The sequence below is a fragment of the Streptomyces sp. NPDC033216 genome (assembly GCF_055577115.1).
Genome location: NZ_JBVIQK010000032.1, coordinates 1 through 26,928, shown reverse-complemented (window position 1 = coordinate 26,928; position 26,928 = coordinate 1). Strand labels below are relative to the sequence as shown.

At 71.3% G+C, this 26,928-nt stretch carries 24 protein-coding genes and 1 pseudogene; 16 read left to right on the top strand and 9 right to left on the bottom strand.

Translation table 11 applies throughout. The features are described from left to right. The first annotated feature begins 11 nt into the window (after positions 1 to 11). On the top strand, positions 12 to 1,472 hold the full coding sequence (locus ACZ5Y0_RS33400) for a dihydrolipoyl dehydrogenase family protein (protein WP_469132407.1): 1,461 nt from the start codon (positions 12 to 14) through the stop codon (positions 1,470 to 1,472). A 741-nt stretch (positions 1,473 to 2,213) separates the two neighbouring features. Next, positions 2,214 to 3,677, top strand: coding sequence for a dihydrolipoyl dehydrogenase family protein (locus tag ACZ5Y0_RS33395; RefSeq protein ID WP_469132406.1), 1,464 nt, complete (start codon positions 2,214 to 2,216; stop codon positions 3,675 to 3,677). Between the two features lie 297 nt (positions 3,678 to 3,974). Here the strand turns inward: ACZ5Y0_RS33395 and msrA are convergent, their stop codons facing one another. After that, entirely contained in the window at positions 3,975 to 4,487 is a 513-nt protein-coding gene (msrA, locus tag ACZ5Y0_RS33390; RefSeq protein ID WP_469132405.1) for a peptide-methionine (S)-S-oxide reductase MsrA, read from the bottom strand. Between the two features lie 254 nt (positions 4,488 to 4,741). Here msrA and ACZ5Y0_RS33385 point away from each other — a divergent pair, with 254 nt between their 5' ends. Continuing rightward, positions 4,742 to 5,809 carry an alpha/beta fold hydrolase gene (locus ACZ5Y0_RS33385; protein ID WP_469132404.1) on the top strand — a complete coding sequence of 356 codons (1,068 nt, stop codon included), beginning with the start codon at positions 4,742 to 4,744 and terminating at the stop codon, positions 5,807 to 5,809. A gap of 628 nt (positions 5,810 to 6,437) precedes the next feature. Here ACZ5Y0_RS33385 and ACZ5Y0_RS33380 read toward each other — a convergent pair. Continuing rightward, positions 6,438 to 7,469, bottom strand: a complete 1,032-nt coding sequence (locus ACZ5Y0_RS33380) for an NAD(P)H-dependent flavin oxidoreductase (protein WP_469132403.1) — start codon at positions 7,467 to 7,469, stop codon at positions 6,438 to 6,440. Positions 7,470 to 7,625: 156 nt separating this feature from the next. Here ACZ5Y0_RS33380 and ACZ5Y0_RS33375 point away from each other — a divergent pair, with 156 nt between their 5' ends. Together ACZ5Y0_RS33375 and ACZ5Y0_RS33370 are read left to right on the top strand one after the other, a co-directional pair. Next, on the top strand, positions 7,626 to 8,432 hold the full coding sequence (locus ACZ5Y0_RS33375; RefSeq protein ID WP_469132402.1) for an MBL fold metallo-hydrolase: 807 nt from the start codon (positions 7,626 to 7,628) through the stop codon (positions 8,430 to 8,432). Positions 8,433 to 8,598: 166 nt separating this feature from the next. Next, positions 8,599 to 10,734 carry an AfsR/SARP family transcriptional regulator gene (locus tag ACZ5Y0_RS33370; protein WP_469132401.1) on the top strand — a complete coding sequence of 712 codons (2,136 nt, stop codon included), beginning with the start codon at positions 8,599 to 8,601 and terminating at the stop codon, positions 10,732 to 10,734. Positions 10,735 to 10,757: 23 nt separating this feature from the next. Here ACZ5Y0_RS33370 and ACZ5Y0_RS33365 read toward each other — a convergent pair whose 3' ends face one another. Continuing rightward, positions 10,758 to 11,249, bottom strand: coding sequence for a sigma-70 family RNA polymerase sigma factor (locus ACZ5Y0_RS33365; RefSeq protein ID WP_469132400.1), 492 nt, complete (start codon positions 11,247 to 11,249; stop codon positions 10,758 to 10,760). Between the two features lie 631 nt (positions 11,250 to 11,880). Here ACZ5Y0_RS33365 and ACZ5Y0_RS33360 point away from each other — a divergent pair. The 4 genes from ACZ5Y0_RS33360 (at position 11,881) to ACZ5Y0_RS33345 (ending at position 14,574) form a co-directional block, all read left to right on the top strand. Next, a complete protein-coding gene (locus ACZ5Y0_RS33360; RefSeq protein WP_469132399.1) occupies positions 11,881 to 12,384 on the top strand; it encodes a hypothetical protein in 504 nt (167 codons plus the stop codon). A 206-nt stretch (positions 12,385 to 12,590) separates the two neighbouring features. After that, positions 12,591 to 12,755: a hypothetical protein gene (locus ACZ5Y0_RS33355; protein ID WP_469132398.1), complete on the top strand. Its 165-nt coding sequence runs from the start codon at positions 12,591 to 12,593 to the stop codon at positions 12,753 to 12,755. 632 nt (positions 12,756 to 13,387) lie between these two features. Beyond that, complete coding sequence (locus ACZ5Y0_RS33350) at positions 13,388 to 13,546, top strand: hypothetical protein (protein ID WP_469132397.1); 159 nt, start codon at positions 13,388 to 13,390, stop codon at positions 13,544 to 13,546. Beyond that, complete coding sequence (locus ACZ5Y0_RS33345) at positions 13,546 to 14,574, top strand: alcohol dehydrogenase catalytic domain-containing protein (protein ID WP_469132396.1); 1,029 nt, start codon at positions 13,546 to 13,548, stop codon at positions 14,572 to 14,574. Before ACZ5Y0_RS33350 ends, ACZ5Y0_RS33345 begins: the two co-directional genes overlap by 1 nt. A gap of 518 nt (positions 14,575 to 15,092) precedes the next feature. On the opposite strand, the gene ACZ5Y0_RS33340 is transcribed toward ACZ5Y0_RS33345, so the two are convergent. Beyond that, positions 15,093 to 15,644, bottom strand: coding sequence for a CGNR zinc finger domain-containing protein (locus ACZ5Y0_RS33340; RefSeq protein WP_469132395.1), 552 nt, complete (start codon positions 15,642 to 15,644; stop codon positions 15,093 to 15,095). A gap of 237 nt (positions 15,645 to 15,881) precedes the next feature. On the opposite strand from ACZ5Y0_RS33340, the gene ACZ5Y0_RS33335 reads away from it, so the two are divergent. Continuing rightward, complete coding sequence (locus tag ACZ5Y0_RS33335; RefSeq protein ID WP_469132394.1) at positions 15,882 to 16,061, top strand: hypothetical protein; 180 nt, start codon at positions 15,882 to 15,884, stop codon at positions 16,059 to 16,061. Between the two features lie 131 nt (positions 16,062 to 16,192). On the opposite strand, the gene ACZ5Y0_RS33330 is transcribed toward ACZ5Y0_RS33335, so the two are convergent. Beyond that, positions 16,193 to 16,666 (bottom strand): SsgA family sporulation/cell division regulator, encoded by a 474-nt coding sequence (locus tag ACZ5Y0_RS33330; protein WP_469132393.1) that lies wholly within the window; start codon positions 16,664 to 16,666, stop codon positions 16,193 to 16,195. A gap of 447 nt (positions 16,667 to 17,113) precedes the next feature. Here ACZ5Y0_RS33330 and ACZ5Y0_RS33325 point away from each other — a divergent pair, with 447 nt between their 5' ends. The 3 genes from ACZ5Y0_RS33325 to ACZ5Y0_RS33315 all read left to right on the top strand — a co-directional run bounded on the left by ACZ5Y0_RS33325 (position 17,114) and on the right by ACZ5Y0_RS33315 (position 21,497). Then, entirely contained in the window at positions 17,114 to 17,584 is a 471-nt protein-coding gene (locus ACZ5Y0_RS33325; protein WP_469132392.1) for a MarR family winged helix-turn-helix transcriptional regulator, read from the top strand. A 482-nt stretch (positions 17,585 to 18,066) separates the two neighbouring features. Beyond that, a complete protein-coding gene (locus tag ACZ5Y0_RS33320; protein WP_469132391.1) occupies positions 18,067 to 19,062 on the top strand; it encodes a D-cysteine desulfhydrase family protein in 996 nt (331 codons plus the stop codon). 197 nt (positions 19,063 to 19,259) lie between these two features. Next, on the top strand, positions 19,260 to 21,497 hold the full coding sequence (locus ACZ5Y0_RS33315; RefSeq protein ID WP_469132390.1) for a SpoIIE family protein phosphatase: 2,238 nt from the start codon (positions 19,260 to 19,262) through the stop codon (positions 21,495 to 21,497). A gap of 444 nt (positions 21,498 to 21,941) precedes the next feature. Here ACZ5Y0_RS33315 and ACZ5Y0_RS33310 read toward each other — a convergent pair whose 3' ends face one another. Further along, a complete protein-coding gene (locus ACZ5Y0_RS33310; RefSeq protein ID WP_469132389.1) occupies positions 21,942 to 22,118 on the bottom strand; it encodes a hypothetical protein in 177 nt (58 codons plus the stop codon). 51 nt (positions 22,119 to 22,169) lie between these two features. On the opposite strand from ACZ5Y0_RS33310, the pseudogene ACZ5Y0_RS33305 reads away from it, so the two are divergent. Next, positions 22,170 to 22,520: pseudogene (locus tag ACZ5Y0_RS33305) on the top strand (hypothetical protein); the annotation flags it as partial. 236 nt (positions 22,521 to 22,756) lie between these two features. On the opposite strand, the gene ACZ5Y0_RS33300 reads toward ACZ5Y0_RS33305, so the two are convergent. Further along, on the bottom strand, positions 22,757 to 23,323 hold the full coding sequence (locus ACZ5Y0_RS33300; protein WP_469132388.1) for an ester cyclase: 567 nt from the start codon (positions 23,321 to 23,323) through the stop codon (positions 22,757 to 22,759). Positions 23,324 to 23,432: 109 nt separating this feature from the next. On the opposite strand from ACZ5Y0_RS33300, the gene ACZ5Y0_RS33295 reads away from it, so the two are divergent. Beyond that, positions 23,433 to 24,053 (top strand): TetR/AcrR family transcriptional regulator, encoded by a 621-nt coding sequence (locus tag ACZ5Y0_RS33295; protein ID WP_469132387.1) that lies wholly within the window; start codon positions 23,433 to 23,435, stop codon positions 24,051 to 24,053. Between the two features lie 397 nt (positions 24,054 to 24,450). On the opposite strand, the gene ACZ5Y0_RS33290 is transcribed toward ACZ5Y0_RS33295, so the two are convergent. Further along, complete coding sequence (locus tag ACZ5Y0_RS33290) at positions 24,451 to 25,023, bottom strand: TetR/AcrR family transcriptional regulator (protein ID WP_469132386.1); 573 nt, start codon at positions 25,021 to 25,023, stop codon at positions 24,451 to 24,453. A 189-nt stretch (positions 25,024 to 25,212) separates the two neighbouring features. Between ACZ5Y0_RS33290 and ACZ5Y0_RS33285 the strand changes: the two genes are divergently transcribed. After that, entirely contained in the window at positions 25,213 to 25,932 is a 720-nt protein-coding gene (locus ACZ5Y0_RS33285; protein ID WP_469132385.1) for a hypothetical protein, read from the top strand. A gap of 129 nt (positions 25,933 to 26,061) precedes the next feature. Here the strand turns inward: ACZ5Y0_RS33285 and ACZ5Y0_RS33280 are convergent, their stop codons facing one another. Then, on the bottom strand, positions 26,062 to 26,682 hold the full coding sequence (locus tag ACZ5Y0_RS33280) for a TetR/AcrR family transcriptional regulator (protein WP_469132384.1): 621 nt from the start codon (positions 26,680 to 26,682) through the stop codon (positions 26,062 to 26,064). Between the last annotated feature and the right edge of the window lie 246 nt (positions 26,683 to 26,928).

Below are 26,928 nucleotides of genomic sequence, written 5' to 3'. Positions count from 1 at the left end.
CAGGAGCAGTGATGCAGGAGACTTCCCGCACCTACGACGTGGTCGTCATCGGCGCCGGCCCGGTCGGTGAGAACGTGGCCGACCGTACCCGCGCCGCCGGGCTCAGCACGGTGATCGTGGAGCGTGAGCTGCTCGGCGGGGAGTGCTCCTTCTGGGCCTGCGAGCCCAGCAAGGCGCTGCTGCGGCCCGTGGTCGCCCGGGCCGACGCGCGCGGTGTCCCGGGGCTGAACCGGGCGGTGGACGGGCCGCTGGACGTGGCCGCGGTCCTCGCCCACCGTGACGAGCTGGCCGCCCACTGGACGGACGGCGACCAGGTCGACTGGCTCGACTCCGTCTCCGTCGACCTCGTCCGCGGTCACGGCCGGCTCACCGGCCCCCGGCAGGTGTCGGTGCACACCGGTGCCGGCGGCGTCGTCCACCTCACGGCACGGCACGCCGTCGTCCTCAGCACCGGCACCGGCACGGCCTGGCCGGACATCCCCGGACTCGACACCGTCCGCCCCTGGACGAACCGAGAGGCCACCAGTGCCGACCGGGCACCCGACCGGCTCGCGGTGGTGGGCGGCGGGGTGGTGGCGGTCGAGCTGGCCACCGCCTGGCAGGCGCTCGGCTCACAGGTGACGCTGCTGGTCCGTGGTGACCGGCTGCTGGCGAAGATGGAGCCCTTCGCGGGCGAGCTGGTCGCGGAGGAGCTGCGCGCGGCCGGTGTCGACATACGGCTGAAGACCTCCGTCACCTCCGTGTCTCGCGACGACGGTCCCGACGGCGAGGTACGCATCACCCTCGCCGACGGCGGAGAGGTGTCCGCGGACGAGATCCTGGTCGCCACCGGACGAGCCCCGCGGACCACCGACGTCGGCCTCGCCTCGGTCGGCCTGGCCCCCGGCGAGTGGCTCACGGTCGACGACACCTTCCGGGTCACGGCGGTCGCCGACGGCTGGCTCTACGCCGTGGGTGACGTCAACCGCCGCGCGCTGCTGACCCATCAGGGCAAATACCAGGCCCGGATCGCGGGCGCAGCCATCGGCGCCCGCGCGAAGGGCGAGCCCGTCGACGACACCCGGTACGGTGCCCATGCCGCCACCGCCGACCACACGGCCGTACCCCAGGTCGTCTTCAGCACCCCCGAAGTCGCCTCCGTCGGTCTGACCACGCAGGAAGCGCGGCGGTCCGGGCGCCGGGTGGACGTGGTGGACTACGACCTCGCCCGTCTCGCGGGGGCGCACCAGTACGCCGAGGGCTACCGCGGCCGGGCGCGCATGCTGGTGGACCCCGACCGCGGCATCGTCGTCGGCGTCACCTTCGTCGGCCCCGGCGTCGCGGAACTGGTCCACTCGGCGACGATCGCCGTCGCGGGCGAGGTACCGATCGATCGGCTCTGGCACGCCGTACCGGCTTTCCCGACGCTGGGCGAGGTGTGGCTGAGGCTGCTGGAGACCTACCGTGACGCCGGCCGACCCGCGCGGCCCTGACCGGACCCGCACCCACGGGGAGCCGCATCGCAGGGGCGGGCGTCGGCGCCACGCCCGCGATGCGGCTCCGGGATCAGGGGCGGTGACGATCTACGCAGAACGGCCGACTGCTCCGCTCCGGCCTTGGATCCCATGATCGCCACGTCTGCGCCGGTCTGGTGCAGTCGATCGACCACAGGTCGCGACCGATGCGGACGCAGGTCCTTGTCCCCGACGTCACCTCATCTGGGGAGCAGGCGTCGTCGAGCGCCGGGCTTCGCCCCTCGGCCGCCCTTCGACGCGCCGGTCGCCGACCCGACCGGCGCACCCGCATGCCCACCGGGGGACGCGGGGCCGCTGCCCTACGTACCAGGGAGCGCCACCGCGCCCGGCCGCCGGGCGAAGATCCTTGGCCGCTCGCCCGGGCCGCAGCGCCCCGGCGAGGAAACGATGCGCTCGCGCGAATCAAGGCATAAGGTGTGAATCACCCGTTTGCCCGTGTCTCGGTCGACAGCCCGGCGAGGAGACATCGCATGGCCAGGACGCCTCCGCTCCCGTGCGGGTGCGCTGTTCCCCTCTCGAGTGCTCCGCTCACGAGTGCGGCGCCTGCCCATGCCTGAGCGCGCCGAAGCGCGCACTCCTCGCTCCGGTCGGGAGCGCGCGGCCGTGGTCGACGAGGCACGGTTCCCCGCACAGGTCCGGCCGTCGCAGAGGCGGGCCGCGGGAACGACCGAGCCAGACACCCGAGTCACAGGAGCAGCGATGAACGACGTCCCCCGCACGTATGACGTGATCGTCGTCGGGGCCGGACCGGCTGGTGAGAACGTGGCCGAACGCACCCGGTCCGCCGGGCTCAGTACGGTCATCATCGAACGCGAACTGCTCGGTGGCGAGTGCTCGTTCTGGGCCTGCGAACCCAGCAAGGCGCTGCTGCGGCCGGTGCTGGCGCGGGCCGACGCCGGGCGCATACCCGGTTTCCGTCACGCGGCGGACGGCCCCCTGGACGTTCCCGCGGTGCTGGCGCACCGGGACACGATGGCAGAGCACTGGCATGACGACGACCAGGTCGACTGGCTGAACTCGGTCTCGGTGGACCTGATCCGAGGTCACGGCCGGCTCACCGGGCCGAAGCAGGTGACGGTGGAGACCGCCGAGGGCGAAACGGTCCGGCTCGCGGCCCGGCACACCGTCGTCGTCGCCACCGGCACCGGCGCGGCTCTGCCGGACCTTCCGGGCCTCGACTCGGTGCGTCCGTGGACCAGCCGCCACGCGACGAGTTCCTCCGAGGTGCCCGGTCGTCTCGTGGTGGTGGGCGGCGGTGTCGTGGCCGTGGAGATGGCCACTGCCTGGCAGGCGCTCGGCTCCCGGGTGACCATGCTGGTCCGCAGCGAGGCCGGGCTGCTCCCCCGCATGGAACCGTTCGCCGGTGACATGGTCGCCCAGGGCCTGCGGGAAGCCGGGGTGGATGTGCGCCTCGGCGCCGCGGTGATATCCGTGACCCGCGAGGGGCCCACGGCCGGCGAGGTCGAGGTCGAGCTGAAGGGCGGTGGCGAGGTGACCGCGGACGAGATCCTCTTCGCCATCGGCCGTACTCCCCAGACGTCGGATCTTGGTCTGGAGAGCGTGGGACTGACGCCCGGTGACTGGCTGCACGTGGATGACACCTGTCGGGTGACCGCCGTCCCCGACGGCTGGCTCTACGCCGTGGGTGATGTGAACCACCGGGCGTTGATGACGCATCAGGGCAAGTACCAGGCCCGCATCGCCGGCGCGGTCATCGGCGCCCGCGCCCGCGCCGAGAGCCTCGACGAGGCCAAGTGGGGAGCACACACGACGACCGCGGACAGCGTGGCCGTCCCCCAGGTCGTCTTCACGGACCCCGAGGTCGCGTCCGTGGGCCTCACCACCCACGAGGCCGCACGCACCGGGGTCCGGGTCGACGTCGTGGACTACGACATCGGCCTGGTCGCGGGGGCACGTCAGTACGCCGAGGGCTATCGCGGCAAAGCGCGCATGCTGCTCGACCCGGACACCGGCGTCGTCCTCGGCGTCACCTTCGTCGGGCCCGGTGTCGGGGAACTGCTGTACTCGGCGACCGTCGCGGTGACGGCAGAGGTGACCGTCGACAGGCTCTGGCACGCCGTGCCGGCCTTCCCGACGATCAGCGAGGTCTGGCTGAGGCTGCTGGAGACGCACCGCAGCCGGGGCAACGCGGAGCCCGGCTGACACCTCGGTGACGGGCGGGCGGCCTGCTGCGCCGACGTCGGCTCAACGGTCGCTCCGGCGCACGGTCGCCGGGGTCGGTCCCCCCGCGTGCGGACCGGCCGTGCGCGGTAGGCGCGCCGGTCGCCTCACCGGGCGGCCGGCACCGGGTGCCGAACCTCGCGCGACGCCCGCAGGTGCTCCACGGGCGTGGGGGGGCGCCGACCGAGCCACGGCCGACGAAGCCGACGGCCGGGCGAACCCGTGCTGGTCCGCCACGGGCCACGGCCCGTGGCGGACCGCTTCACCGCCGGACGGCGGTCAGGACTGCCCTCGCCTCGGCAGCCGCCAGTTCGGGCGTGGGAAGTGACAGGTGTAGCCGTCCGGGTAGCGCTGGAGGTAGTCCTGGTGCTCCGGCTCGGCTTCCCAGAACGGCCCGGCCGGTGCCACCTCGGTCACCACCGGCCCGGGCCACAGCCCCGATGCCTCGACGTCGGCGATGGTGTCCAGTGCGATGCGCCGCTGCTCGTCGTCGAGGTAGAAGACAGCGGAGCGGTAGTCGGCCCCGATGTCGTTGCCCTGCCGGTTCGCGGTGGTCGGGTCGTGGATCTGGAAGAAGTACTCCAGGATCGTGCGGTAGTCGGTGACGGTGGGGTCGAAGACGATCTCGATCGACTCGGCGTGGTTCCCGTGCCGGCGATAGGTCGGCCGGGGCAGGTCGTCGTCGCCGCTGTAGCCCACCCGGGTACCGGTCACGCCGGGAAGCTTGCGGATCAGGTCCTGCATACCCCAGAAGCAGCCGCCGGCCAGCAGCGCCGTTTCCTCAGTCATCATTCGTCGCCCTTCTTCTCCCCCGGCGACGGGGGAGATCTCGACGCCACTATGCCGCACGAATCATCACCTGCCAAACAAGTGACGATCTCACCGCGATTTGACAACGATCCGCCAGGCCATTTCACTAAGTAACCGTCTCGACAGGTTACTGACGCCGTGAAACAGTCACCTCGACCCGCCCGGCGGCGGCGACCTCCAGCGCCGCGACTGCCACCAGTCACCCAGCTCCACACCCAGCCCCACGGAGGGTTCACATGATCAGCAGGCGCACATTCAACAAGGCCGCCGGCCTGGGCACAGGCGCGGCCGCGGTTTCACTCACCGCCCTCCAGGGCATCCCGAACGCCTCCGCCGCCCCGCGCGGGGCCGGCGGCGGCCCCGCGCCGACTGTTCCCACGGTGCCCCCCGGCACCCACACCTCGTTCGCCGAGCTGAAGCAGATCCGCGCCGGTGTGCTGGACATCGGGTACGCCGAGGCGGGCCCCGCGCACGGTCCGGCAGTCATCTGCCTGCACGGCTGGCCCTACGACATCCACAGCTTCGTCGACGTCGCGCCGTTGCTGGCGGAGCAGGGCTACCGGGTGATCGTCCCCTATCTCCGCGGCCACGGCACGACGACCTTCCTGTCCGCCCGCACGTTCCGCAACGCGCAGCAGTCGGTGGTCGCGCTCGACATCATCGCCCTGATGGACGCCCTGAAGATCGAGCAGGCCGTCCTCGCCGGTTTCGACTGGGGCTCGCGGACCGCCGACATCATCGCGGCCCTGTGGCCCGAACGCGTCAAGGGTCTGGTGTCCGTGAGCGGATACCTCATCACCAACGTCGCGGCGCAGAAGAAGCCGCTGCCGCCCGCGGCCGAGCACAACTGGTGGTACCAGTACTACTTCTCCACCGAGCGGGGTCGCCTCGCCATGGCGGACAAGCAGAACAGGCACGATCTGTGCCGGTTCGTCTGGCAGACAGTCTCCCCCACCTGGCAGTTCGACGACGCCACCTTCGAACGCACCGCCACCGCGTTCGAGAATCCCGACAACGCGGCCATCGTGATCCACAACTACCGCTGGCGGCTCGGCCTCGCCGACGGCGAACGGCGCTACGACCGTTACGAGCAGGTGCTCGCCACGCGACCCGTCATCGAGGTGCCCACCATCACCCTCGATCCCGAGCGCGACCCGTTCACCGCTCCCGGCAACGGCGCTGCGTACCGCGACCGTTTCGTCGGCGCCTACGAGCACCGCACGTTGTACGGCATCGGTCACAACGTGCCGCAGGAGGCCCCGTCCGCCTTCGCCCAGGCCGTCGTGGACGTCGACCGGTTCTGACCCCACGTCCCCCGCGGAGACACCGGTGCCGTCCCCGGGTCCTGGACGGCCTGCCTGGCCCGTGGCGGGACCGGCCTGGGCTGCGGGACAGCCGCGATTCTTCCGAAGCCGTGAACCCCGACACCCCGCGTTTCCGTTGACCAAGTGGAGAGGCTCCTGCTGCCGAGGCGTTGATCGATCGCCCTGAGCAGCAGGCGAGGAGCGGTCGCCCGGACACACCCCCGTTGTGTGGGCGACCGCTCCGTCATGTCCTTTGACACCCCTGCGCGCACATGCGCTCACACCACGATGCCCACCGGTCAACAGGGTGACGCCCGGTGGGCTTCAGGCTCCCCGCGGCACCCGGTCCGCGCCGCCCGTCCGGCTGCTGATCGCGACCGACACCGCGGCCGGCCCGCCCCTCCACCCGTCCCCGCCACGCCCCAGGCGGCGGGCCGTCCACCGACAGGCGTGCCGTCGGCTGCACGGCTGCCGCCCGCCCCGGTCCCCGGGCTCGCGACACCACCTGCTCGGAAGCCACCCTCCTGGGCCGGCCGCGGCGCTGGCGCTGCTCACGGCCACCACGCCGCGGCACAGGGTCGATGCCGTGTGCCGCGCCGTCGCGCCGCGGACCGCCGGTGCGGTCAGGTCACAGGTGACCGGCGAGCCGCCGCAGCGTGCGGGTGGCGCTCTCGGCTCTCGCCTCCCGGTGGCCCGTGCCTGCCCACAGGTGGATGAGACGGGTGTCCCCGGCCGCCGTGGCGGCCTTGCGCAGCGGAGCGGTGAGGTGGTGCACGGCCGGATAGCCGGCCGGGGCGACCGCTTCGTAGCGCTCGATGAAATGGTTGCGCAGGCCACGTGCGGGACGTCCGGTGAATGCCCGGGTCAGCACGGTCTCCGTGAAAGCCGGGTCGACCAGGGCGTCCTGGTACGCGGCGGCGGCCCCGCTCTCGTCCGTGCGCAGCAACAGGGTGCCGACCACGGCGGCGTCCGCGCCGGCGCGCAGCGTGGCCGTCACGTCGGCGGGGGTGGCGATGCCGCCGCCGGCGATGATCGGCAGTCCGGTGCTTCGACGCACGTCGGCGACCAGGTCGGGCAGCGGCACGGAAGCGAGCGGCCGCTCGGGGGTGAGCGTCGCGGAGTGCCCTCCCGCGGCGAATGCCTGCACGACCAGCCCGTCCACCCCGGCCTCCGACGCCCGCCGGGCCTCGTCGGCGGAGGTGACGCTCTGAAGGACGGTGGTCCCCGCCCGGCGCAGAGCCGTGATGACGGAGCGGTCCGGAATGCCGAAGGTGAACGAGACGAGGGGAACGGCCGACGCGAGGAGCAGATCGAGCTTGTTCTCCCAGTCGTCGTCGTCCTCGACCGGTTCCAGGGCATTCAGTCGCACGTCGTAGCGGTCGGCCTCGGGCTGGATGGCCTGGGCGTAGCGGCGGTACTCCGCCGGCGCGACGGGGACCGGGGCGGGGGCGAAGAGGTTGACGCCGAAGGAGACACCTTCGGCCCGGACGGTGTCGATCTGCTCGGCGAGCGCCTGCGCGGTCTTGTAGCCGGCGGCGAGGAAACCCACGCTTCCCGCCCGGGCAGCCGCCGTCACCAGTGCGGGACCGCCGGCCCCGCCGGCCATCGGGGCCGCCAGGACCGGCAGCGAGACCCCCAGGTCGTCCAGTAGTGGGCTCATGTGGTTTCTCCTCCTTGGACCGGGGGTGGCACACGTGACTCTGGACAATCGAGACACGTGGTGAAATGCCGATCGCGTCACCATGATGCGCCGTGGCACCGATGGTGGCGTACATTTCTTGTACCTCACGAGCACGATCGTCGGACGGAGTCGGCAGTGACGACCACGAAACTCCTGCGTCAGGAATGCGCAGCCACGGTTCTGGGCGGCCCCACGGCCGTCATCGACCTGGGCGGTCTACGGATCGTCAGCGATCCGACCTTCGACGAGGCGGGCCCGCACGGGTATCTCACCAAGACGACGGGGCCGGCCCGGACCGAGGACGCCGTGGGCCCGGTGGATGTCGTGCTGGTCAGCCACGACGTGCATCCCGACAACCTCGACGAGCGGGGCCGCGCGTTCGCGAAGGCCGCGCCGCTGGTCCTGACCGGGCCGCTCACGGCGGCGCGGCTCGGCTCACCGGCGGTCGGTCTCGCCCCTTGGACGAGTCACTCCGTGGCACGCGGGGACGGCGAGGGTGACCTCACCGTGCTCGCGGTGCCGGCGGTGCACGGTCCCGAGGACGGCGACCGCGACGCCGACGGTCATGTCAACTGCGAGGTCACCGGCTTCGTGCTGTCCGGCCGGGGACTTCCGACGGTGTACGTCAGTGGTGACAACGCCTCGCTGCGTGTCGTGGCGGAGATCTCCCGACGTGTCCCGGACATCACCGCGGCGCTGCTGCACGCCGGAGCGGCACGCGTGCCGGCGAAGTTCGACGGGCGCCCGCTGTCCCTCGACAGCCGGCGGGCCGCGGCGGCGGCGGCCGTCCTGCGTGCGGACGTCGTGGTGCCGGCCCACTACGACGGCTGGGCCCACTTCTCCGAGGGAGGTGACGATCTGGAGCTCGCCTTCCACGAAGCCGGCCTGTCCTCGCTGCTGCGGACCGCGCCGCACGGCTCCTGGGTGGGCCTGCGTCCCTGAGGGTCGGGGGCCGTGCCGGCTTGCCGTCCCACCGACATCTCCTTGACAGGTCAATCAGTCGGCCTTTTTACTTGACATGGCAAACGTCAGCGGTCGTCCACTTCCCGGTGCGAGTACGGCGTTCGAGCAGTGCATGACGTTCGACGCCGGAGGGGGCGGAAGGGGCATGGACGCGGCAGTGCGCTACTCGATCCTGGGCACCGTGCGGGCGATGCGCGGGGACACCGAACTCCCTCTCGGCCCGCCCAGGAGACTCGCCCTGTTCGCCCTGCTCCTGCTGCGCGCGCCCGGCCCGCTGACGCTCAGCGAAGCCGTCGACGTGCTCTGGGACGAGGAGCCGCCGGCCAGCGCGGTCAACGTGGTGCACCGGCACATCGGCGCCCTGCGCAGGACGTTGGAACCTCATCTGCGCAGCCGGTCCGACGCCCAGCACCTGGTACGTGCCGCCGACGGGTACCGCCTGCTCGTCGACACCTCGGACTTCGATCTCCTGCACTTCCGTGACAAGTGCGCGCAGGCACGGCTCGAGGCCAGGACCTCGGACCGCGCCCGGGCCGCCCACCTCTTCGTCGAGGCCCTGCGGCTCTGGCGCGGTCCCGTGGTGGCCGAGGGCAGCTACGTGTGCCGGCACCCGGTGTTCACCGCGGTAGGGCAGGAGTTCGTCGCGGCGGTGAAGGAAGCCGCCGACGTCGTCCTGGCCGAGGCCCCCGCATTGACGGACGACGTCCTGACGGCACTGCGCCACGCCCTGGTCGGACACCCCTTCGACGAGGCCGTGCACGCCCGGGTCATCACCGCCCTCGCCGCCACCGGCCGCCAGGCCGAGGCCCTGCGGCAGTTCGACCGCATCCGCCGCAGTCTGGCCGACGAACTCGGTGTCGAACCCGGCCCCGAGCTGCGGGCTGCCCAGCAGCGCCTGCTCCAGCACGAGATCACCAGTCCCTCGCGCACGTCGGTGTGCCCCGTCCCCGGCGCTTCGGTACCGGCCCAACTTCCCGTCGACTGCCCGTCGTTCGCCGGTCGCCAGGCCGAGCTCGACCAATGCCTCGAACTCCTGCCGCCGAGAGGGGATCAACGGCATCCCGCGCTCACCGCTGCCCTCTGCGGCATGGCGGGAGTGGGCAAGACGACTCTGGCCGTCCGCTTCGCCCACCTGGCGGCCGCACGCTACCCCGACGGACAGATCTTCGTGGATCTCCAGGGGCACCACACCTCGCGGCCGCCTCTCGCGTCCCACGAGGCCATGCGCACGGTGCTCGCAGCGCTGGGTGCCGATCCGGTTCCGGCGGACTCGGTCTCGGACGCCGGCACCGCCGCGCTCGGCTCCGCGTATCGCAGGACCCTGGCGGGGCGCCGGCTGCTCCTCGTCCTGGACGACGCCCGCGACAGTGAACAGGTCCGTCCCCTGCTGCCCAGCACCGCCGGCTCACTCACGATCGTCACCAGCCGCCGGCGGCTGGAGGGACTGGTCGTGACGGACGACGCCCGGATCGTCACCCTCCATCCCATGAACCGCCAGGAGAGCCTGGAACTCGTGGAACACCGCCTGGGCGCGGACCGGATCAGGGGCGAGCACGCCGCGGTGGGGGACATCGTCGACGCGTGCGGAGGACTGCCGCTGACGCTGGCCGTCGCGAGCACCCGGGCGCGGCTGCAACCGGCCTTCTCCCTCGCCTCGCTCGCATCGCGGCTACAGGACGACCGGGGCAGACTCGCCGCCCTGTCCACACACGATGACCGCACCGATGTCAGAAGCGCCTTCATGACCTCCTACGCGGCGCTACGCCCCAGCGCCGCGTCGCTGTTCCGACTGCTCAGCCTGCATCCCGCACGGGAGATCAGCTCGCGAGCCGCCGCCAGCCTGACCGGCACCGACCTGCGCACCACGCACACGGATCTGGCGGAACTGGTCGATCACCATTTGCTCACCGAGCCGGCGCCCGGCCGGTACACCTTTCATGAGCTGCTGCGCGGCCTGGCCGCGGAACTCAGCTCCGAGCGGGACCTGCCCAGCGCGCGGTCCGCGGCACGGGCCAGGATGGTCGAGCACTATCTCTACAGCGCCGACGCGGCGACCGCGCTGATGGCGCCGCACCGCAGAACCCTGATCCTGCCGCCGCCGCGGCCCGGTGTGCGACCGCAGCACTTCGGCGGAAGCGCGGAGGCCGCCGAGTGGATCACCGCCGAGAGGCATCTGCTGCCGTCGCTGGTCCGGGACATGGGCCTGCACCCACGGGGCGAGCCGTTGTACCGACAGCTCAGCTCCGCGCTGGAGACGATCCTTCCTCCTGCCGACCGCTGAGCGCATCGCTCCCCCACCGGAACTCAGGAGGCGTCGCGGTGCACCACGGAACGGAGGTTGCGCAGAGCGTTGTGGTGGCGGGACTTGACCGTTCCCGCCGGTACACCCAGAATCCCCGCGGTCTCCTTGATGGTGCGATCACACAGGTAGATGTGGGCCAGGACCGCGCGGTGCTCCGGTGACAGCCCGTGGAGGAGGAGCTTGACCGTCATGGCGTCGTGCACGGCCTCGACACTGTCCGTCCCCGACAACGGCTCGTTGTGGACGGCTCCGAACACCTCCCTGCGCGCGTGCGGCTTGCGCACCCAGTCGATGACCAGGTTGCGGGTGACGGTGAACAGCCATCGCTTGACCGAGCCCTCCATGTCGACGAGGCGGTCCAGGTTGCGCCAGGCACGGATGACCGCCTCCTGCACGATGTCTTCGGCGAGTGCCCGGTCGCCCAGCGCGTTCTCGGCGTACGAGACGAGCCCGTCCCGGTACTCCCGCATGATGGTGACCAGCAGTTCCGCCATGGTCGTTGGCGTGGGGAGGGTAGTCATAGTTTCCGAGCCGTTCCGGTGCTCCGTGGTTCTGCGGCCGGAGGGTGCACATACGTCCTCCGAGGCATCCGCACCCTAGGCACGGACGAGTGCCGGAAAACTGCTGCACTTGTGACGCGGCGATGCCGACCCGCGTCGCGACACGGTGCCCTGCACCTGGCCCGCCGCATCGAGTACGAGGACCGGGGGTGGCTGCCCGGCGGTCCGGCGCCGGCGGGCGTACCTCAGCCGTCCGCCTCACCGGCCACCGGTGCGAGGAGAGGTCCGGTCCGGGGCGGAGTCCGCCCGCGGTGGCCCGCAGTGCTGACCATGGTCCGGGCGGTGACGGCCGCCACGGCACCCACGTCGATGCAGCTGACCCGCGAAGGTGTGGGCTGCCGTCTTGCAGGGGGCGCGAGGCTGAGTGTGAAACCGTCGGCCCCGCGGTGCACACGTCACTGGCGCGGACGGCCGACGGCCGTGCAACCCACACCGCGGATCCTTCGGCAGCCGACACCACCTGAGGGGTATGTCCGAGGCGCCGCTGCCTCGACACGTCGCTGCGTGTGCACCCATGCATGGGTACCATGCCCAGCATCATCTATTTTCGAGGGAGTGAACGGTTGTGACCAGCCAGTCAGCCGCGACGCTCCGATCGCGGTACGTCGAGCAGGCCGCATCGGATCTCAAGGAAAACCGCCGCCGACAACAGGAACTCCTCGAAACCGTCAAGATGTTGAAGCGGGAAGAAGCCCTCCTCGCTGACATCCTGGCCCTCGCGGAGCGGCACGAGGGCGGCGTGAGCGAACCGCCGCCGCTGCCCGAGCAGGCGCAGGAGGAACCCACACTCCCGCGGTCGGGTCGGCCCGCAGCCCGCCCGAAGACTCCCAGGAGGAGTCCCGGCACGGGCAAGTCGCAGCAACCTCTTCTCGCGGACCTCCTGCTGGATCTGCTCCGTGCGCAGGAACAGCCGCGCTTCGCCAAGGAGCTGCGGGACGAGCTTCTCGCCAAGCACCCCGACCGGACGCCGACGCCACAGGTGGTGCGCAACACGTTGGAGTCACTCGTGGCCAAGGGTCGTATCCGCCGCCACAAGGACCAGCGGTCGGTGAGGTACACACTCGCATGACGTGGGGCAGGGCACCGCGACCGCGCCGCTCCGCTCAGGGGGTGAGCGGAGCGGCACGAGCGGGGCAGTCGCCTCCCTGCCGGGGGAAGCCAGGAGGCGACTGCCCGCGCCCCGCCGCGGTGTCAGCCAGTCAACATGCGCGGCGGGAGCCTTCAATGACAGAACGGATCCGGTGGTGGCCGGGGTTCACGAGTGAGCCGTGAAAAATGTTCGCTCGCCGACCGGACGCCCGAGGTCAGGACTTCAACACCGACTCGGTGCGGGCCAGCGGCGGCATCACCGTCGAGCGCGGCGCCAAGAAGACGGTGAAGGGAGCGGAGCGGGAGTTCGGCAGCCCTTCGCCGACGTCACGTAGGGGTCCGCGGCGGTGATCCGAAGGCCTACGCGGCCGGGGGTGGCCGCTGACGCCTCGGCACTGTCGCGGTCCGCTGGAAGTACGGCAGCGGCCGCCCGTACGACCAGCCCTTGGCTCCGCACCCGCGCCACGCCTCGTAGCCGCCGGGTGGCCGCGGGCGAGCACCGTCGCATCGAAAGCCGAGGAAGCCCTCACCCCCTGCGACGCCAGAGCGATCCCCACCCGAGTGAAGCCCCTGGCCTGCGGCACCTCGTCCCGCGGCCGGTACCGCCCGCACGTCGCAGGGCGCGCCGGAAGCGGTCCCGCCGCACGCGTCACATCCCGTGTGCTCTCCCCGCACATACGTGTGCCCTCAGTAGTCGGATGTGTTGCGTCTCCGGATGCCCGTGACCGACCAGGGTCTCCCACGGGTGCGACACGCGGCCAACAGGAGCAGCATGGGGCGAGGCGGGAGTCCGCAGGGGCGGACGCACACCTCACCGATCGCAGGATGGCAGGAGCGAACATGACGGCGAAGCTACTGTTCGTGATGACCGGAGCCTCGTACTGGACTACGGCTCGTTCCTGTCCTTCAACGACCCGGACGGCAACGGCTGGCTCCTCCAGGAGGTCACCAGGCGACTGCCGGGACGGGTGGACCCCGCGGCCATGACGTTCGCCTCCGCGGACGAACTGGCGGGCGCCCTCCACCGCGCAGCGGCCGCCCACCGCGCGCAGGGGCCGGGCACCGGCATGGAAGATCCCGATTGGCCGGAGTGGTTCGCCCGCCACCTGGTGGGTGAGCAGACCGGCGCCGAGGAGCTGTGATGAGCGAGTCCACCTACCGAGCCTTCACCGTCACCGGCCAGCGGCAGTTCGCCGCGGTCGAACGGGAGCGCCAGGAACCGGCCCGCGGCCAGGTGCGGATCCGTGTCGAGGCGTGCGGGGTCTGCCACACCGATGTCCTGGCGGTCGAGGGACTGCGACCGGACCCGGCAACGCCGATCGTGCCGGGCCACGAGATCATCGGTGTGATCGAGGCCGTGGGACCCGGCGTCGAACCGGCATGGCGGGTCGGCGAGCGCGTGGGCGTCGGCTTCCTCAGCGGCCACTGCACCGTGTGCGAGCCGTGCCGCCGCGGCGACTTCGTCAACTGCGAGGAACAGCCGCAGACGGGTACCGCCGTCGACGGCGGTTACGCGGAGGTGGCCTATGCCCGGGCGACCGGTCTCGTGCGGATCCCGGACGCACTGGACGCGCTGGCCGGTGCACCGCTGCTGTGCGCGGGGTTGACCGTCTACACCGCGCTGGTGTCGTCGTCGGCTGCGCGCCCCGGCTCGCTCGTCGCGATCCAGGGCATCGGCGGCCTCGGCCATCTCGGCATCCAGTACGCCCGGGCGCTGGGGTACCGCGTCGCCGCCATTGCCCGGGGCACGGCGAAAAGCGGGCTCGCCGCGGAGCTCGGCGCCCACGAGTACATCGACAGTACGGCGACGGACCCCGGCGAGGCGCTCCAACAGCTCGGCGGGGCGGCGGTCGTCGTCGCCACCGCCGCGTCGGGCGCCTCGATGTCGCCGCTGGTGCGGGGCCTCGGCAGGCGGGGCGAGCTGGTCGTCGTCGGAGCGGCTCCGGACCCCTTCGAAGTGAGCACGACCGACCTCATCTTCGGCAGCCGCGTCGTCCGCGGAAGTCTCACCGGCTCGTCCGTCGAGAACGAGGACAACGTGCACTTCACGCTCGCCCACGCGATCCGTTCCCTCAACGAGGTGCTCCCCCTCAGCGACGCTCCCAGGGCCTACGAACGGATGCTCTCCGGCGAGGCCCGGTTCCGTGTGGTACTCGACGCGACGAGGTGACACCGTCCTGGCCGAGCCGTCGCCCGAGCCCGAGCCCTCGTCCTCGTCACCGGAGCAGGCGACGGGATACCACCCCACGCAGGCATCCGTTCGGGACGGGCGCGAGGGAGCGGGCGCGGGCGGACCGGGACCACGACCGCAACGTCACCGCGCGATCGACAGGGGATCGCCTGGCGGGCACCGGGCCGGTGTGTCGGTCCGACGGCGGCCTGCGGATGGCCGTGCTGGAGGCCGAGCTGGTGGGCGGGGCGTGCTCGACCACGCCGCGCACACCGTGGAAAACGAACGCAGGGCCGCTGCTCGCACGCCTGGTCCTCGCCCGCCCGAGGCCGGGGCATCCGCGAGAGGTGACGACGAAGATCCTCCCGCGGCCCGGCCTTCGGAGACCGGTACAGGGCCGCGTGACGAGATGACGGGCGTCGTCGGCGTCGCCGCGGCGGCCGCCACCCCAGGGGGCCCGGAACCACCAAGCGCCTCACCAGGGGGGTCAGGAACCATGGGGGTCCGCGCGGGAACGCTCAGCTCTTCTTGCTGTGCTGGCGGGACCGGTAGGCGGCCGCCTTGACTCGGTTGCCGCAGGTCTTCATCGAGCACCATTCCCGTCGCGGGCCGCGCGAGCGGTCGAGGTAGACCTGGGTGCACTCGGGACGGGAGCACTCGCGCAGCAACGCGCCCTCCACTCCCCCGAGGATCTCCACGGTCTCCCGGGCCAGAACCACGAGTCCCTGGGCCACGGAACCTGTGCGGCGACGCCTGCCGTCGGCGCCGAGCTGCACCCGAACCGGCAGGCCGGCCGCCTGCCGGTTGACCTCGGCGAGCGCCGCGCCGGGCAAAGGCTCGCCGGCCAGATGCGACGCGACCACCGAGTAGATGGCCTCCCGCAGGTCCAGGGCCGTCGCGACGTCCGCCTCGTCGGCGCCGGGAGCCTCGTCGAGGATGCCGGACTCCACGAACCAGTCGTCGAGCGACTCGGGGCGTGAGAGCATTTCCGTCGGCGCCTCATTGCGGCGTGCGCGCAGCGTTCCGACGAAGTCGAGGAAGAGCGTCCCACAGGGAAATGCATGATTCACGTCACCATTCTGACTGGTGACAAGCGAAAATGCAAAGGCCCAGGTCGGAGAGCGTCACGCGAGATCCAGGCTTCACCTGCCGCGCACACCCCCGACCCGCCGGACGACCGGCACCCGCCTCTCGGCCGGCCGGCCGGTCAGCGCACTGAGGGCGAGCCGGTAGCCTGCCCGGCGCCCCCCTGGGCAACACCCCCGAGGCACCGGCCAGGGGGCCGGTGGTGCCAATGCACTGTGCTCATGGCGGACGCGACGGCGATCGAGCCCCTCGATCAGGAGGAGGAGGAGGAGGCATTCCTCCGCGCTCTCGGCCGGGTCATGGCATACCTGCCCCGCGTCGTCGACGCCGACATGGCTGCCGATCAGCCGATCAACGGCAGCGAATACATGGTGTTGGTTCATCTCTCCGAGGCACCGTAGAACCACCTGCGGATCAGCGCGCTCGCCCACTTGGCCGGCACGGGACGCGTAGGGCGTCGGGCCGAGCGCCGGGGACCTGTTCCCGCGTGTCGGCCGAGTGCGTCAGAGGCGCCGGCCGCCGCACGTATCCGTCATTCGGTCGACGGCGGGCCGGGGCGATCGAGCAGCTCCGCGATGAAACCGTCCCAGTCCAGTGCGTCGCTCTCCGCCTCCGCCGGAACGGTCCGGTACGTGGCTTCCAGCCACTCGGCGAGCGGCGGCACGGGAAGGCTGAACAGGGCGTCGAAGCGGCCGGAGTCGAGCAGCAGCCAGGCCATGCCCGGCGTCTCGCGGAGAGCCGGCCACACCTTCACGTCCCACTCGCCGCTGTCCTCGAAGAGGCCGCGGTACAACAGTTCCCGGCCGATGCGCCAGGTCACGGCGGATCCCGCCGCGGGTTTGAACGTAACGGAGACGATCATGGGGGTGCCGGGGTCGAACCGGAAGTCCGCCCGGATGGGCCGCGACGTCTGCTCGTCCAGTACGCGGCCGATCTCCAGAGAGAGCGAGGACGCCCCCTGCGGCATCGTCTCGCGTACCCACAGACCTGATTGATCGCTGTTCATGACACGCTTCCCTTCCTGGAGCAACGTTCTTGCCCGAACTGTTCTGCACGACGACGTCTGCCTGATCCGTCACCTGACGTTCCGTCGGCCTACGTCATCGTGGTCACACCTCGCCGAGCCGCCGGGGCGGTGGGCCGGCCGGGTCCGGGCTCGGCGACGACGGTCCCGGCCTTCAGGTGCGACGGCCGAGACTCGCGGACCCGACCGGAACGGGAGACCGGCCCACCAACTCAGGATTATGAGCATCATCCAGATTGTCAAACGGTCACCCACCGGCCCCACCGGAACCCGACCCCGTATGACGAACATCATCCCGCTTTGCGCCGGCGACGCCGTTCCCCTCCAGGGGGCGCGGCGGGCCACCGCGGTGTCGAGTCGGCTGTGGACGCCGCGATCGCTCAGCACGTGACTTTGCCTGGTTTACTTCGCTGTGCAAGCATTGATGCCATGTCGACCGCGAAGCCAGCACCGGCCCCCTCCGCACCGAAGGCCCTCACCCCGGAGGAGGAAGCGGTCGTCCGGGCCCTTCCGCGTCTCATTCACGCGCTGCCGCGCGCCATCGACGCCGACATGATGCGGGAACAGCGTCTGCCCAACACCGAGTACCTGGCCCTCATGCACCTCTCCGAGGCGCCGGGTCGACAACTGCGCATGAGTGATCTCGCCGGAGTCTGTGAGATGTCGCTCAGCGGCACCACTCGTGTCGTGTGCCGACTGGAGAGTCAGGGTTTCGTCGAGCGGGTCCGGTGCGCGGAGGACGCCCGCGGCTGGAACGCCGCTCTCACGGACACCGGCTTCCGGCGGTTGCAAGAAGCGTGGCCGACCAATCTGGCCGCCCTCCGCCGGCATTTCCTCGATCATCTGGCCGGTCTCGACCTCAAGGAGCTGGCCGCGGCCCTCCAGAACGTGGCGACCTGAGCCTGCTCCCGCAGGCGACCGACCGCACTGCTCGTTCCGTGTCGGCGGGCCCTGGCCCACGCCCCCGATGTCGTGGTGGACGACCTCGATCCGACGCCCACCGGCCTGCCTCCTGCATGGTCGTCACCGGCGCCCGCGGCCTCGGAGACCCTGAAGACGGACCCGCCGTACGGCCTTGCCCGTAGGCGCTCCCGACGTGCGGACCCCGGCTACGAGTCGTCGACGCGCCGCCTCCGCCGTCTCGTGACGAACGGTGCCGTCCGCCGGCGCGAACGGAACGGCCCTCACGCACCAGCACGGTCCCCAGCACCTGCCCTGCTGTGGCCCCGGGCGCCCGCCCCGCAGTCGTACCGCGGCAAGCACACACGCGACACATCACCCGTCATAGCGGTGGCGAGATGTCCCCCAGGTCCACCAAGAGGGGAAACGGTGGCTCGCCGACCAAGCGGCACGTGGCAGCCGCCGAGTGCGATCATGTCCTCATGACCTCCCCAAGCGACGGCCCCCAGCCCGTCACGCTCGGCACCCGGCCCACTCCGCTGGAGCCCATGCCCCGACTCGCCCGGGAACTGGGGCTCGGCGCGGACGATCTGTGGATCAAGCGTGACGACCTCACCGGTCTGGGCGGCGGCGGCAACAAGGTGCGCAAGCTTGAGTGGCTCTGCGGAGCAGCCCTCGCCGAGGGGGCGACCCACCTCGTGACGACCGGCGCCCCGCAGAGCAACCACGCCCGCCTGACCGCCGCCGCGGGCGCCCGCCTGGGGCTTCGGACCGTACTGGTCCTGGCGGGCGCGCCCGGTGGGCCGGTGCACGGCAATCTCGTCCTGGACGCCCTGTTCGGCGCCACCGTCGTCTGGGCCGGTGACGTCGACGGCGACGCCCTCGGCGCCGTTGCCGCGACAGTGGCCGCCCGGCTACGAGCCGACGGTGCCGTACCGGCGCTGATCCCCTTCGGTGGCTCCAGCACGCTCGGCGCCCGCGGTTACGCCGTGTGCGGCCGCGAGCTGCTCGCCCAGGCCCCGGATCTGGACACCGTCGTGGTGGCCCTGGGTTCCGGCGGCACCATGGCCGGTCTGGTGCACGCGCTCGGCACCCAGCGGGTTCTGGGCGTCCACTGCGGCGCCGTGACCGATCCGGCGGACATCGTGGCCGCGTTCGTCTCCGATCTGTCCGGCACGGCACACCCGCCGAGTTCGCTTCGGCTGCGACTGGACCAGGTCGGCGAAGGGTACGGCGCGCTCACCGAACCCGTCGTGGCCGCCCTGAACCGTACGGCCCGCGCGGAGGGCGTCGTGCTCGACCCGGTCTACACCGGCCGGGCCATGGCCGGCCTGATCGCAGCGGTGGAGGACGGGCACATCGTTCGTGGCCGACGCACGGTCTTCCTCCACACAGGCGGCCTTCCCGGCCTCTTCGGGCACCGGGCCGCGATGGAGGTGACCGCGTCGGACCTTGCCGCGAGAAGCCACGCGCTCTGACGTCGCAGGGTTCGCGGGCTCGGGCTCCGTCTGCCGTACGGGCCGGTGGGAGCGCGTGGGGCGGCGTCGGCCACAGCGGCACCCGAGGTGTCCACGCCGCGACCGGCGAGCGGGACTCACCGTTCCCACAGCGCCGTGACCGCACCGCAGGCCATCCGCGGGCGCCGGGCCTATCCTGCTGCTGGAGGCGACGATCTGTGGACACCAGCCGTTCGCACAGTGCCCAGCCCGGTCAGTTCGCGGGAATCCAGGACGAGGATCTCGCGAAAGTCCTGCACGGGGCCGCGCGCGAGGCCATGGGCGCCCTCGGCGCCGCTGCCGCAGCCATCCACCTGCTGAGCGGTGATGGCACCCGGCTCGAACTGGCACTGACAGGCGGCGGCCCCCCGTCCCTGTTCATGGTGCCCGGAAGGGTCCGCCTGGACTCGACCGGCAGCTGCGCACGCGCCTTCGCCTCCGGTGATGCCGCGGTCTCGGCCCAGGTCGACGCCGCCGGTACGGCACGCGGGCAGGCACTCCCCCACCCCTATGCCGCACTGTCCGTCCCGATCACGGCGGAAGACCGACGTTTCGGCACCATGAGCGTGCTCCGCGGGGAGGGTTCCGAACCCTTCGGGCCGGCAGACCGGGGGCGGTTGCGGCGTGCCGGGGACCGGCTCGCCACCGCTCTCGCCGTACTCGCCGGACGGGGCACCGCCGTCACGGCCGGCCCCGTGCCCGCGCTCGTACCGATCTGGCCGGAATCGGACATGGGTGGGCACACACCCGGCTGGGGGGTGCCCGGCGCGCCCGGCTCCGCTGGCACCAGCATGATGTACCCGGTGCGCCGTCTGACGGAGCTGCTCAATCGGGCCACGACGCCCGACGACATCGTCGAAGCCGCCCAGGGGTGCATCATGGCTCCCTTCGGCGCGCGCGCCCTCGCCCTGGTGACGGCCGACCAGGGGCACCTGTGGGTGCTCGGGCACAGCGGCACGTCGTCCGGCATGGTCCGCCATCTGCACGGCGCCAGGACGGACGCCGAGTCCCCGGTCACGGAGGCGCTCCGCGGGCTCCCGCAGTTCCTGGCCGCATCCGGTCCACCGGCCGTCGACTCCGATCGACCCGACGGCGGGCCCCATGCCGAAGCCCATCTGCCACTGCCCGGAACCACCCGGTTCGGCGGTCTCGGCGCCGGGGAGCAGCAGACGGTCATCGGCGTGTGCTGTCTGACGTTCCCGGACTTGCGCACGTTCTCGACCGAGGAGCGGGCGATCCTCGGCATGATGGCACAGTCGCTGGGGGCGGCCGTCGAGCGGGTGGAACTCGGCTCCCGGCAACGCGAGGTCGCCGAGTGCCTACAGAGAACGCTTCTGCCCTCCAGTCTCCCCGAGTTGCCCCGCCTGACCACCGCGGCACGCTACTGGCCCGCCACGGCGACGTCGAAGGTGGGCGGGGACTGGTACGAGGTCATCCCGCTTCCGGGCGAACGCATGGCCCTCGTCGTCGGGGACGTCGAGGGCCATTCCATGGAGAGCGCCGCGGTCATGGGGCAGGTGCGCACCGCGGTGGCCGCCTACGCGAGCGAGGACCATCCGCCCACCACGGTGATCGACCGTGTCGGCCGGCTGCTCACCACGTCGGGTACGGAGCTGACCGTGACCTGCTGCGTCGTCGTCCTGGACACCGGCGACGGCACCGCGGAGGTGGCCTTGGCGGGTCACCCGAATCCGCTGGTCCGGCATGCCGACGGGAGGATCGACGCGCTGGAGGCACCCGCGAACGTGCCGCTGGGTGTGGCGGTGAACGGCGCCTGTCAGGGGCGGGAGCACAGACTGGAGGCCGGGAGCATCCTCATGCTCTACTCCAACGGCCTGGTCGACTGGAACGCGACCACCCCGGAGGCACGCGCGCGGGCTCTGCTCGGTTCCGGCAGCGTCACGACCGGATCGGACCTGGAGCAGCTGGCCGACCACATCTCCGCCGACGTCTCGCACCCGCAGCGGCGGCGGGACGACGCCGTGCTGCTCGTGGCCCGGTACGAGGGGGCCTCCAGCCAGGCGGCCCCGCGGGCCGGAGGCATGGTCATCCAGCGTGGCGACTTGCAGGGCGCCGGGGCGGCACGGGCCTTCGTCGACGACCGGCTGCACACCTGGGGGCTGCCGGATCTCTCGGACTCGCTCCAGCTCATCGCCTCCGAAGTGGTGACCAACGCACTCATCCATGCGGGCAGCGACGTCGACGTCCGTATTCGGGCGTTCGACGACCATGTCCGGCTGGAGGTGCGGGATTCGCGGAGCAATCCGCCGGTGCCGTCGCCTCTCGCACTCTCGGAGGAGGACAACGCCGAGGCCGAGCACGGCCGTGGTCTGCTGATCGTCGACGCATTGGGCGGAGTGTGGAACAGCTTCCCGAACGGCCGGGGCAAGAACGTCGTCGTCGACATGCCCCTCTAGGCATGTCTGACAGCGCGCGTCGGATCGGTGCGCGGCGTCCGGTGCGGTGCGTCGCAAGACGGAGGACCGTCCGCGTGCCGGCTGTCCACGGGTGATCCGACAACGCGGCGAAGTGCCGTGCCAGGCGTCGTGCACGCGGCGGCAGTTGTCAGACACGCCCTTGCGCGTACAGGGGCCGGGAAGCGGGCCGTGCTGTGCCGCCGTCGTGTCCGGCCGCCGCCTGCCACGGGGCGGCGGTTCGGCGCTCGCCGGCCGTTCGGCCGTCAGAACACCTGGAGGGAGCAGCCGCAGGCGATCACCACTGCGGCCGACACCGACACGAGGACGGTCAGGGCTTTGCGAATTCTCACTGTGGCTCCTTTGGGGGTGAGGGAGAGGGATCGTGCGGTGCTCCGTGCCCTCGGCCGTGACCCATCGAGGGTCGGACGGATCGCGGCACGGGCGTCAGAGGCAGACGCGCACCAGCCACTCGTCGGCGTCGTACGCCTCTCTCGTCGGATCGTGCACGACCGCCCGCCGCTCTTCGGTCATGTCTTCCGGACGGACGCGTTCCGGCAAGGTGCCGAACCGCAGGCGCCCGACTTCCTGAGCCGGGCCCCCGGTCTCGGGTTCGTGTCCCACTTCGACATCTCCTCCACGCGCTGAGGTACCACGGTGCGCGGCAGCCGTTTCATGTGGTCGACGGTGCCCGACCGACGGGAAGTCGGCCGGTGCCAGGGACTCGCACGGAGAGCCCGACGACTCGACGTGGTCGATAGTCACACCAGCGACGTCACCTGTCAAGGCGGTGACGTGCGAAAGGCGCTGGATGCGCGTCGCCGCCGTTTCCACGGCTTCCTGATCGCGGCCGGACCGGGCCATCTGCTGCTCACCGTGTCGAATGTGCTGTTCTCCACCCTCAGCGACGGCGAGGGGCTCAGCTTCCGCGGCGACGACCTCGACCTCGCCTTCGGCCTCGTCGCCCTGGGGACGTCCTTCCTCGCCCTGCCCTTGGAGCAGGGTGAGGACGGCATCGCCTACGGGGCGCCCCGAAACGCCTGGCTCGCCACCTTCGGCTTCCCGGTGCCCCTCGCGTGGCTGTACGGCGCCTACGTGGCCTACGTGGAGATCCTCACCTTCCTGACGCCGCACAGGAGGAGGACGCCCCCCGAGGCTTCCGACGGACGTCGGGGCCCGACCGGTGACGGCCGCAGGTCAGGCAGCCCACGAGCCAGGGGCGGGCACGTTCCGCGCTCTTCCCTGCGGAGCAGGGGCCCGGCTCAGCGGTTTCGTTCCGCGAGGGCGGCCGCCTCTGCCGCCTCGGCCGTCACACGGGTGGCGGCGCGAGCGGCACGCCCGCCCAGCTTCCAGGCGACCATACGCAGGGCGGTCGCGGGAGCGGGCGGGAAGACGCCGAGTTGACCCAGCATGGTGATGTCGTCGCGCACGGCCTCATGGCCGACCACCTTGCCCTCGCGCAGGTCCAGCACATGGATCTGCTCGAAGTCGATCTCACGTCCTGTCGCGGGAACCGCCTGTTCGAGCGCGCCCTCACGGAAGCGCACGAAGGGGCCCGTGTGGCGCCCCTGCATGCGCAGCCGGACCCAGACCTGCCGGTCGTTGGTGGCGATGTCCATGATCGGGAAGCGCAACTCGTCGAAGGCGGAACGCATCCAGGCCCCCGAGGCGAGCACACCCGCTGGGCCCGGGATCGAGCAGGGCGAGGGTGCCACGGCCGCCTCACGGTTGCGGAAGTCCACCGAGACCACGTCGGCGGCCAGATCCGCGTCTCCGGTCTCGAGAACGCGGAAGAGCCCCTGGGCAAGTTCGGCAGCGGTCATTCCCATGATCGGTCACACCTCTCGGCAGCTGCGACCCACGCGGCGCGGACCGCTCAGAATTAAGGTAACAGCATACCTAATCATTAGGTCGGTATGGAAAACCTAAGATGGGGCGATGCCCTCCAAGCGCTCCTACGTCTCCCCCTTGCGCGAACAGGCCGCTGCGCGAACCCGTGAGCAGATCCTCCAGTGCGCCACCGAGCTGTTCGCGGACCGCGGCTACGGGCTGGTGACCGTCACGGACATCGCGTCCGCCGCCGGCGTCTCTCCCAAGACGGTGTTCGCGAGCGTCGGCAGCAAGGGCGACATCCTGGACCGGATCGTGGACCAGGGCGTGGCCACGTCGGGTCACGAGCGGGCAGTACGGCACCTGCTCGGCCTGCGGGCGCCCGAGGCGGTCCTGGACACACTCGCCCGAGGCACCCGAGCGGGCAACGAGGGGCGCTTCCTCGTTCACGAGGCGATCCACAAGGCCTTGCCGGTCCACGAGAACGGTGCCGCCCTGTGGGAGCGAGCCACGGCGGCCTACCGGAACGCCCTGACGACGGCCGCCGGCCACCTCCACACCCTGGACCCCGTGCCCCTCTACGCGGAACAGGAGACGGCGGACGCGCTGTGGTTCTGGTTCGGCCCGTCCGGCTGGCGCTCGCTCGTGGTCGACAACGACTGGCCATGGGATCGCGCCGAGGAATTCCTGCGCCACACGGCCACCGCCACGCTGTACTCGCACCCGTAAGCCTTCGACCGCCTGCCAGCGCGCCTCCTGAGCGGTTCTTCGAGCGCCTCGAGGACACGGCGCCAGAGGGCAGATCCGGCCTGTTCGCCGCCTCGGCGGCACCGGACCGCACCCGGTAAGCCCTCGACCATGCACGGCGACCGGCCTTCACCCGGCGGTACGCCGCTCCCCGCCGCAGCCGTTCGTCGCCCTGAACGACTGGCGCGCCGACCGCGGGCCACGAGCCCCTCCGCGAGCGCGTCCAAGCAGCTCAGGTCTGGCCCACGAGCCAGGCGCCGGGAAACACCGGTTTCCCCCGTCCCCACGACCGCCCCGAGCCGTTGGAGCGCTGCTCGACGGCAGGCGACCGGCGCGAGCCGAGGAGCGGGCAGGCGGCCTCGGCCGCCTGCCGGGCGACTCACCGCAGCAGCACGCCGAAGACCACCGTGAAGAACGCTTCGAACGCCCGAGCCGAACGGTCGGCCCGGGCGCTGATCAGTACGCCTTCCCACGCGCTCAGCACGAAGCGCGCCAGGGTGGAGGCATCGAGCGCTTTCGCCACCTCGCCCGCCTGCTGGGCGTCCGTGATGGCGAAGGCGAGGGCGTCGGTCCAGGCCTGGAAACCGTCGTGCACCGTCGCGCGCACCACATCGCTGTGATCGGCGACCTCGACAGCGAGGTCCCCGACCAGGCAGCCCCGGGTGAACTCTGCCTCGAGGTTCTCGTCGCGCAGGAACTCGAAGTGCTCACGCAGCCGGGTCAGCGGAGCGACCGACCGGTCATGCAGCTTCTCCAGCCCCCGACTGGCGCCGTACCGGTCCAACGCGACGACGGCCAGCGCTTCCTTGCTCGGGAAGTGGTTGTAGAAGGACCCCTTGGGCGCGCCGGCGGCGTCGGTGATGTCCTTCACCCCCGTGGCCGCGTAGCCGCGAGCATGGAACTGCTCGACCGCCGCAACGATGAGGTTCTCCCGCAGACTCACTCTGGGCACGCGCTGACCTCCTTGTTCCCACCCTTTAAGACGATCGGTCGCATTCGACGGTATCAGACGGCCCCTGAGATCTTGTCGATGACGGCTTTCACGTGGGCGGAGACACAGGCTACTTGCTTGCCCCTTTTAAGACGACCGGTCATCATAGAAAGCAGCTCATCCCGGACCAGCACACAGGAGAACAGCACCATGAGTGATCTCACGGCCAAGGTCGTCAAGGCGCACGGCGGCCAGGACCGCTACTCGCGGTACGAGTCCGCCACGGTCGACTTCCGCTCCGGAGGAGCGTTGTGGGCGATGAAGGGCCAGGAGGGCGTCTTCGACCGTGCTGCCGTACAGGTCGACCTGCATCGGCAGCGCGCCAGCCACTACCCCTTCACCGCCCCGGACCTGCGCACCTCCTTCACCGCCGAGCGTGTGGCGGTGGAGAGCGACTCCGGCGAGGTAAGGGCCGAGCGCCTGTCGCCCCGGGACGCGTTCGCGGGTCACACCCTCGAAACCCCCTGGGACGACCTGCACGTCGCCTACTTCGCCGGATACGCGATGTGGACGTACCTGACGTCCCCCTTCACCTTCGCCTCCCCCGGTTTCCGGACCGAGGAACTGCCTGCCGTGACCGAGGACGGCCAGACGTGGAGCCGGCTCAAGGTCACGTTCCCCGAGCACATCGCGACGCACAGCCGGGAGCAGGTCTTCTACTTCGACGAGGACGGACTGCTTCGCAGGCACGACTACACCGCGGAGGTCCTCAACGCCGGTCCGGCCGCGCACTACACCTTCGACCACGCGGAGTTCGGCGGGATCGTGCTCCCCACCAGGCGCCGCGTCTACCCGCTCGGAGAAGGGGGTGTGGTGGTGCGCGACATCGAACTCGTCACCATCGACATCGAGGACGTCAAGTTCGCGTGACACCGTCCTGACCCGAGCGACTCAAAGACTCACCCCTTGGCCTCCGAGAAGGCCAAGGGGTGAGTGTCGTGCCCCGGCCCGGCGCTTCCCCTCCCCCAAGGGTCGCCGAGCCGGTGCCGAGCGCCCTGGTCAGACCGCGGCCACACCCAGTTCGGGGGCGCGCGCTCCCAGCAGAGCGAGACAGTTCAGCCAGAGGGCATCGAGCTGGGCGGTGCTGTTGTAGAGCTTCGCGAACAACACCTGCCCCTCCAGCTGCGCGACGACCGAACGGGCAGCGTCACGCGTGTCGGTGACCGTCACGTCACCGCGCTCGTGGGCGGCGGAGATCACCTCTTCGACCATGCCGACCTGGGCGTCGAAGATCTCCTGTAGACGCTCGCGGATGGGCGCCGTCTGGTTGCTCAGCTCCAGGGTGAGGTTGCCGAACATGCACCCGGACACGGTTCCGCACGTGGCCTGGCCGGCGCGCTGGGCGGCCGCGGCCTCCTCGAAAAGCTGCCGAAGTCGCAGCAGAGGAACCTGGTCACCTCGCAGAGCACGCTCCCAGTCGCGTCGCTGAACAGCCCACTGCTCATCGAGGACCGTCAGCGCCAGGGCTTCCTTGGACTCGAAGAAGTAGTAGAAGCTGCCCTTCGGCACACCGGCCGTCTTACAGATCTCCGCCACACCCAGCGCGGAGTAGCCCCGCAGTTCGATGAGAGACCGCGCGGCATTGAGGATCTTGCTCCTGGCATCGCTCGTCCGTCCCATGACTTCAGTATACGACCATTCGACTAGTGCGGGCTGAAGCCGAATCCAGCGCTTGCGCAGACAGAAGAAGCAGGTCGGGGGGGGGGGGGGGGGGGGGGGGGGGGGGGGGGTGGGGGGGGGGGGGGTGGGGGGGGGGGAGGGGGAGGGGGGGGGGGGGGGGGGGGGGGAGGGGGGGGGGGGGGGGAGGAGGGGGGGGGGGGGGGGGGGAGGGGGAACAAAAACCCCACCCCCCCCCCCCCCCCCCCG

What these genes read in the sequence shown, in the direction of transcription:
- ACZ5Y0_RS33400 (WP_469132407.1), top strand. Translation starts at nt 12, where the DNA reads ATGCAGGAGACTTCCCGCACCTACGACGTGGTCGTCATCGGCGCCGGC.
- ACZ5Y0_RS33395 (WP_469132406.1), top strand. Translation starts at nt 2,214, where the DNA reads ATGAACGACGTCCCCCGCACGTATGACGTGATCGTCGTCGGGGCCGGA.
- msrA (WP_469132405.1), bottom strand. Translation starts at nt 4,487, where the DNA reads ATGATGACTGAGGAAACGGCGCTGCTGGCCGGCGGCTGCTTCTGGGGT.
- ACZ5Y0_RS33385 (WP_469132404.1), top strand. Translation starts at nt 4,742, where the DNA reads ATGATCAGCAGGCGCACATTCAACAAGGCCGCCGGCCTGGGCACAGGC.
- ACZ5Y0_RS33380 (WP_469132403.1), bottom strand. Translation starts at nt 7,469, where the DNA reads ATGAGCCCACTACTGGACGACCTGGGGGTCTCGCTGCCGGTCCTGGCG.
- ACZ5Y0_RS33370 (WP_469132401.1), top strand. Translation starts at nt 8,599, where the DNA reads ATGGACGCGGCAGTGCGCTACTCGATCCTGGGCACCGTGCGGGCGATG.
- ACZ5Y0_RS33365 (WP_469132400.1), bottom strand. Translation starts at nt 11,249, where the DNA reads ATGGCGGAACTGCTGGTCACCATCATGCGGGAGTACCGGGACGGGCTC.
- ACZ5Y0_RS33355 (WP_469132398.1), top strand. Translation starts at nt 12,591, where the DNA reads ATGTTCGCTCGCCGACCGGACGCCCGAGGTCAGGACTTCAACACCGAC.
- ACZ5Y0_RS33350 (WP_469132397.1), top strand. Translation starts at nt 13,388, where the DNA reads ATGACGTTCGCCTCCGCGGACGAACTGGCGGGCGCCCTCCACCGCGCA.
- ACZ5Y0_RS33345 (WP_469132396.1), top strand. Translation starts at nt 13,546, where the DNA reads ATGAGCGAGTCCACCTACCGAGCCTTCACCGTCACCGGCCAGCGGCAG.
- ACZ5Y0_RS33335 (WP_469132394.1), top strand. Translation starts at nt 15,882, where the DNA reads ATGGCGGACGCGACGGCGATCGAGCCCCTCGATCAGGAGGAGGAGGAG.
- ACZ5Y0_RS33330 (WP_469132393.1), bottom strand. Translation starts at nt 16,666, where the DNA reads ATGAACAGCGATCAATCAGGTCTGTGGGTACGCGAGACGATGCCGCAG.
- ACZ5Y0_RS33325 (WP_469132392.1), top strand. Translation starts at nt 17,114, where the DNA reads ATGTCGACCGCGAAGCCAGCACCGGCCCCCTCCGCACCGAAGGCCCTC.
- ACZ5Y0_RS33320 (WP_469132391.1), top strand. Translation starts at nt 18,067, where the DNA reads ATGACCTCCCCAAGCGACGGCCCCCAGCCCGTCACGCTCGGCACCCGG.
- ACZ5Y0_RS33300 (WP_469132388.1), bottom strand. Translation starts at nt 23,323, where the DNA reads ATGGGAATGACCGCTGCCGAACTTGCCCAGGGGCTCTTCCGCGTTCTC.
- ACZ5Y0_RS33295 (WP_469132387.1), top strand. Translation starts at nt 23,433, where the DNA reads ATGCCCTCCAAGCGCTCCTACGTCTCCCCCTTGCGCGAACAGGCCGCT.
- ACZ5Y0_RS33285 (WP_469132385.1), top strand. Translation starts at nt 25,213, where the DNA reads ATGAGTGATCTCACGGCCAAGGTCGTCAAGGCGCACGGCGGCCAGGAC.
- ACZ5Y0_RS33280 (WP_469132384.1), bottom strand. Translation starts at nt 26,682, where the DNA reads ATGGGACGGACGAGCGATGCCAGGAGCAAGATCCTCAATGCCGCGCGG.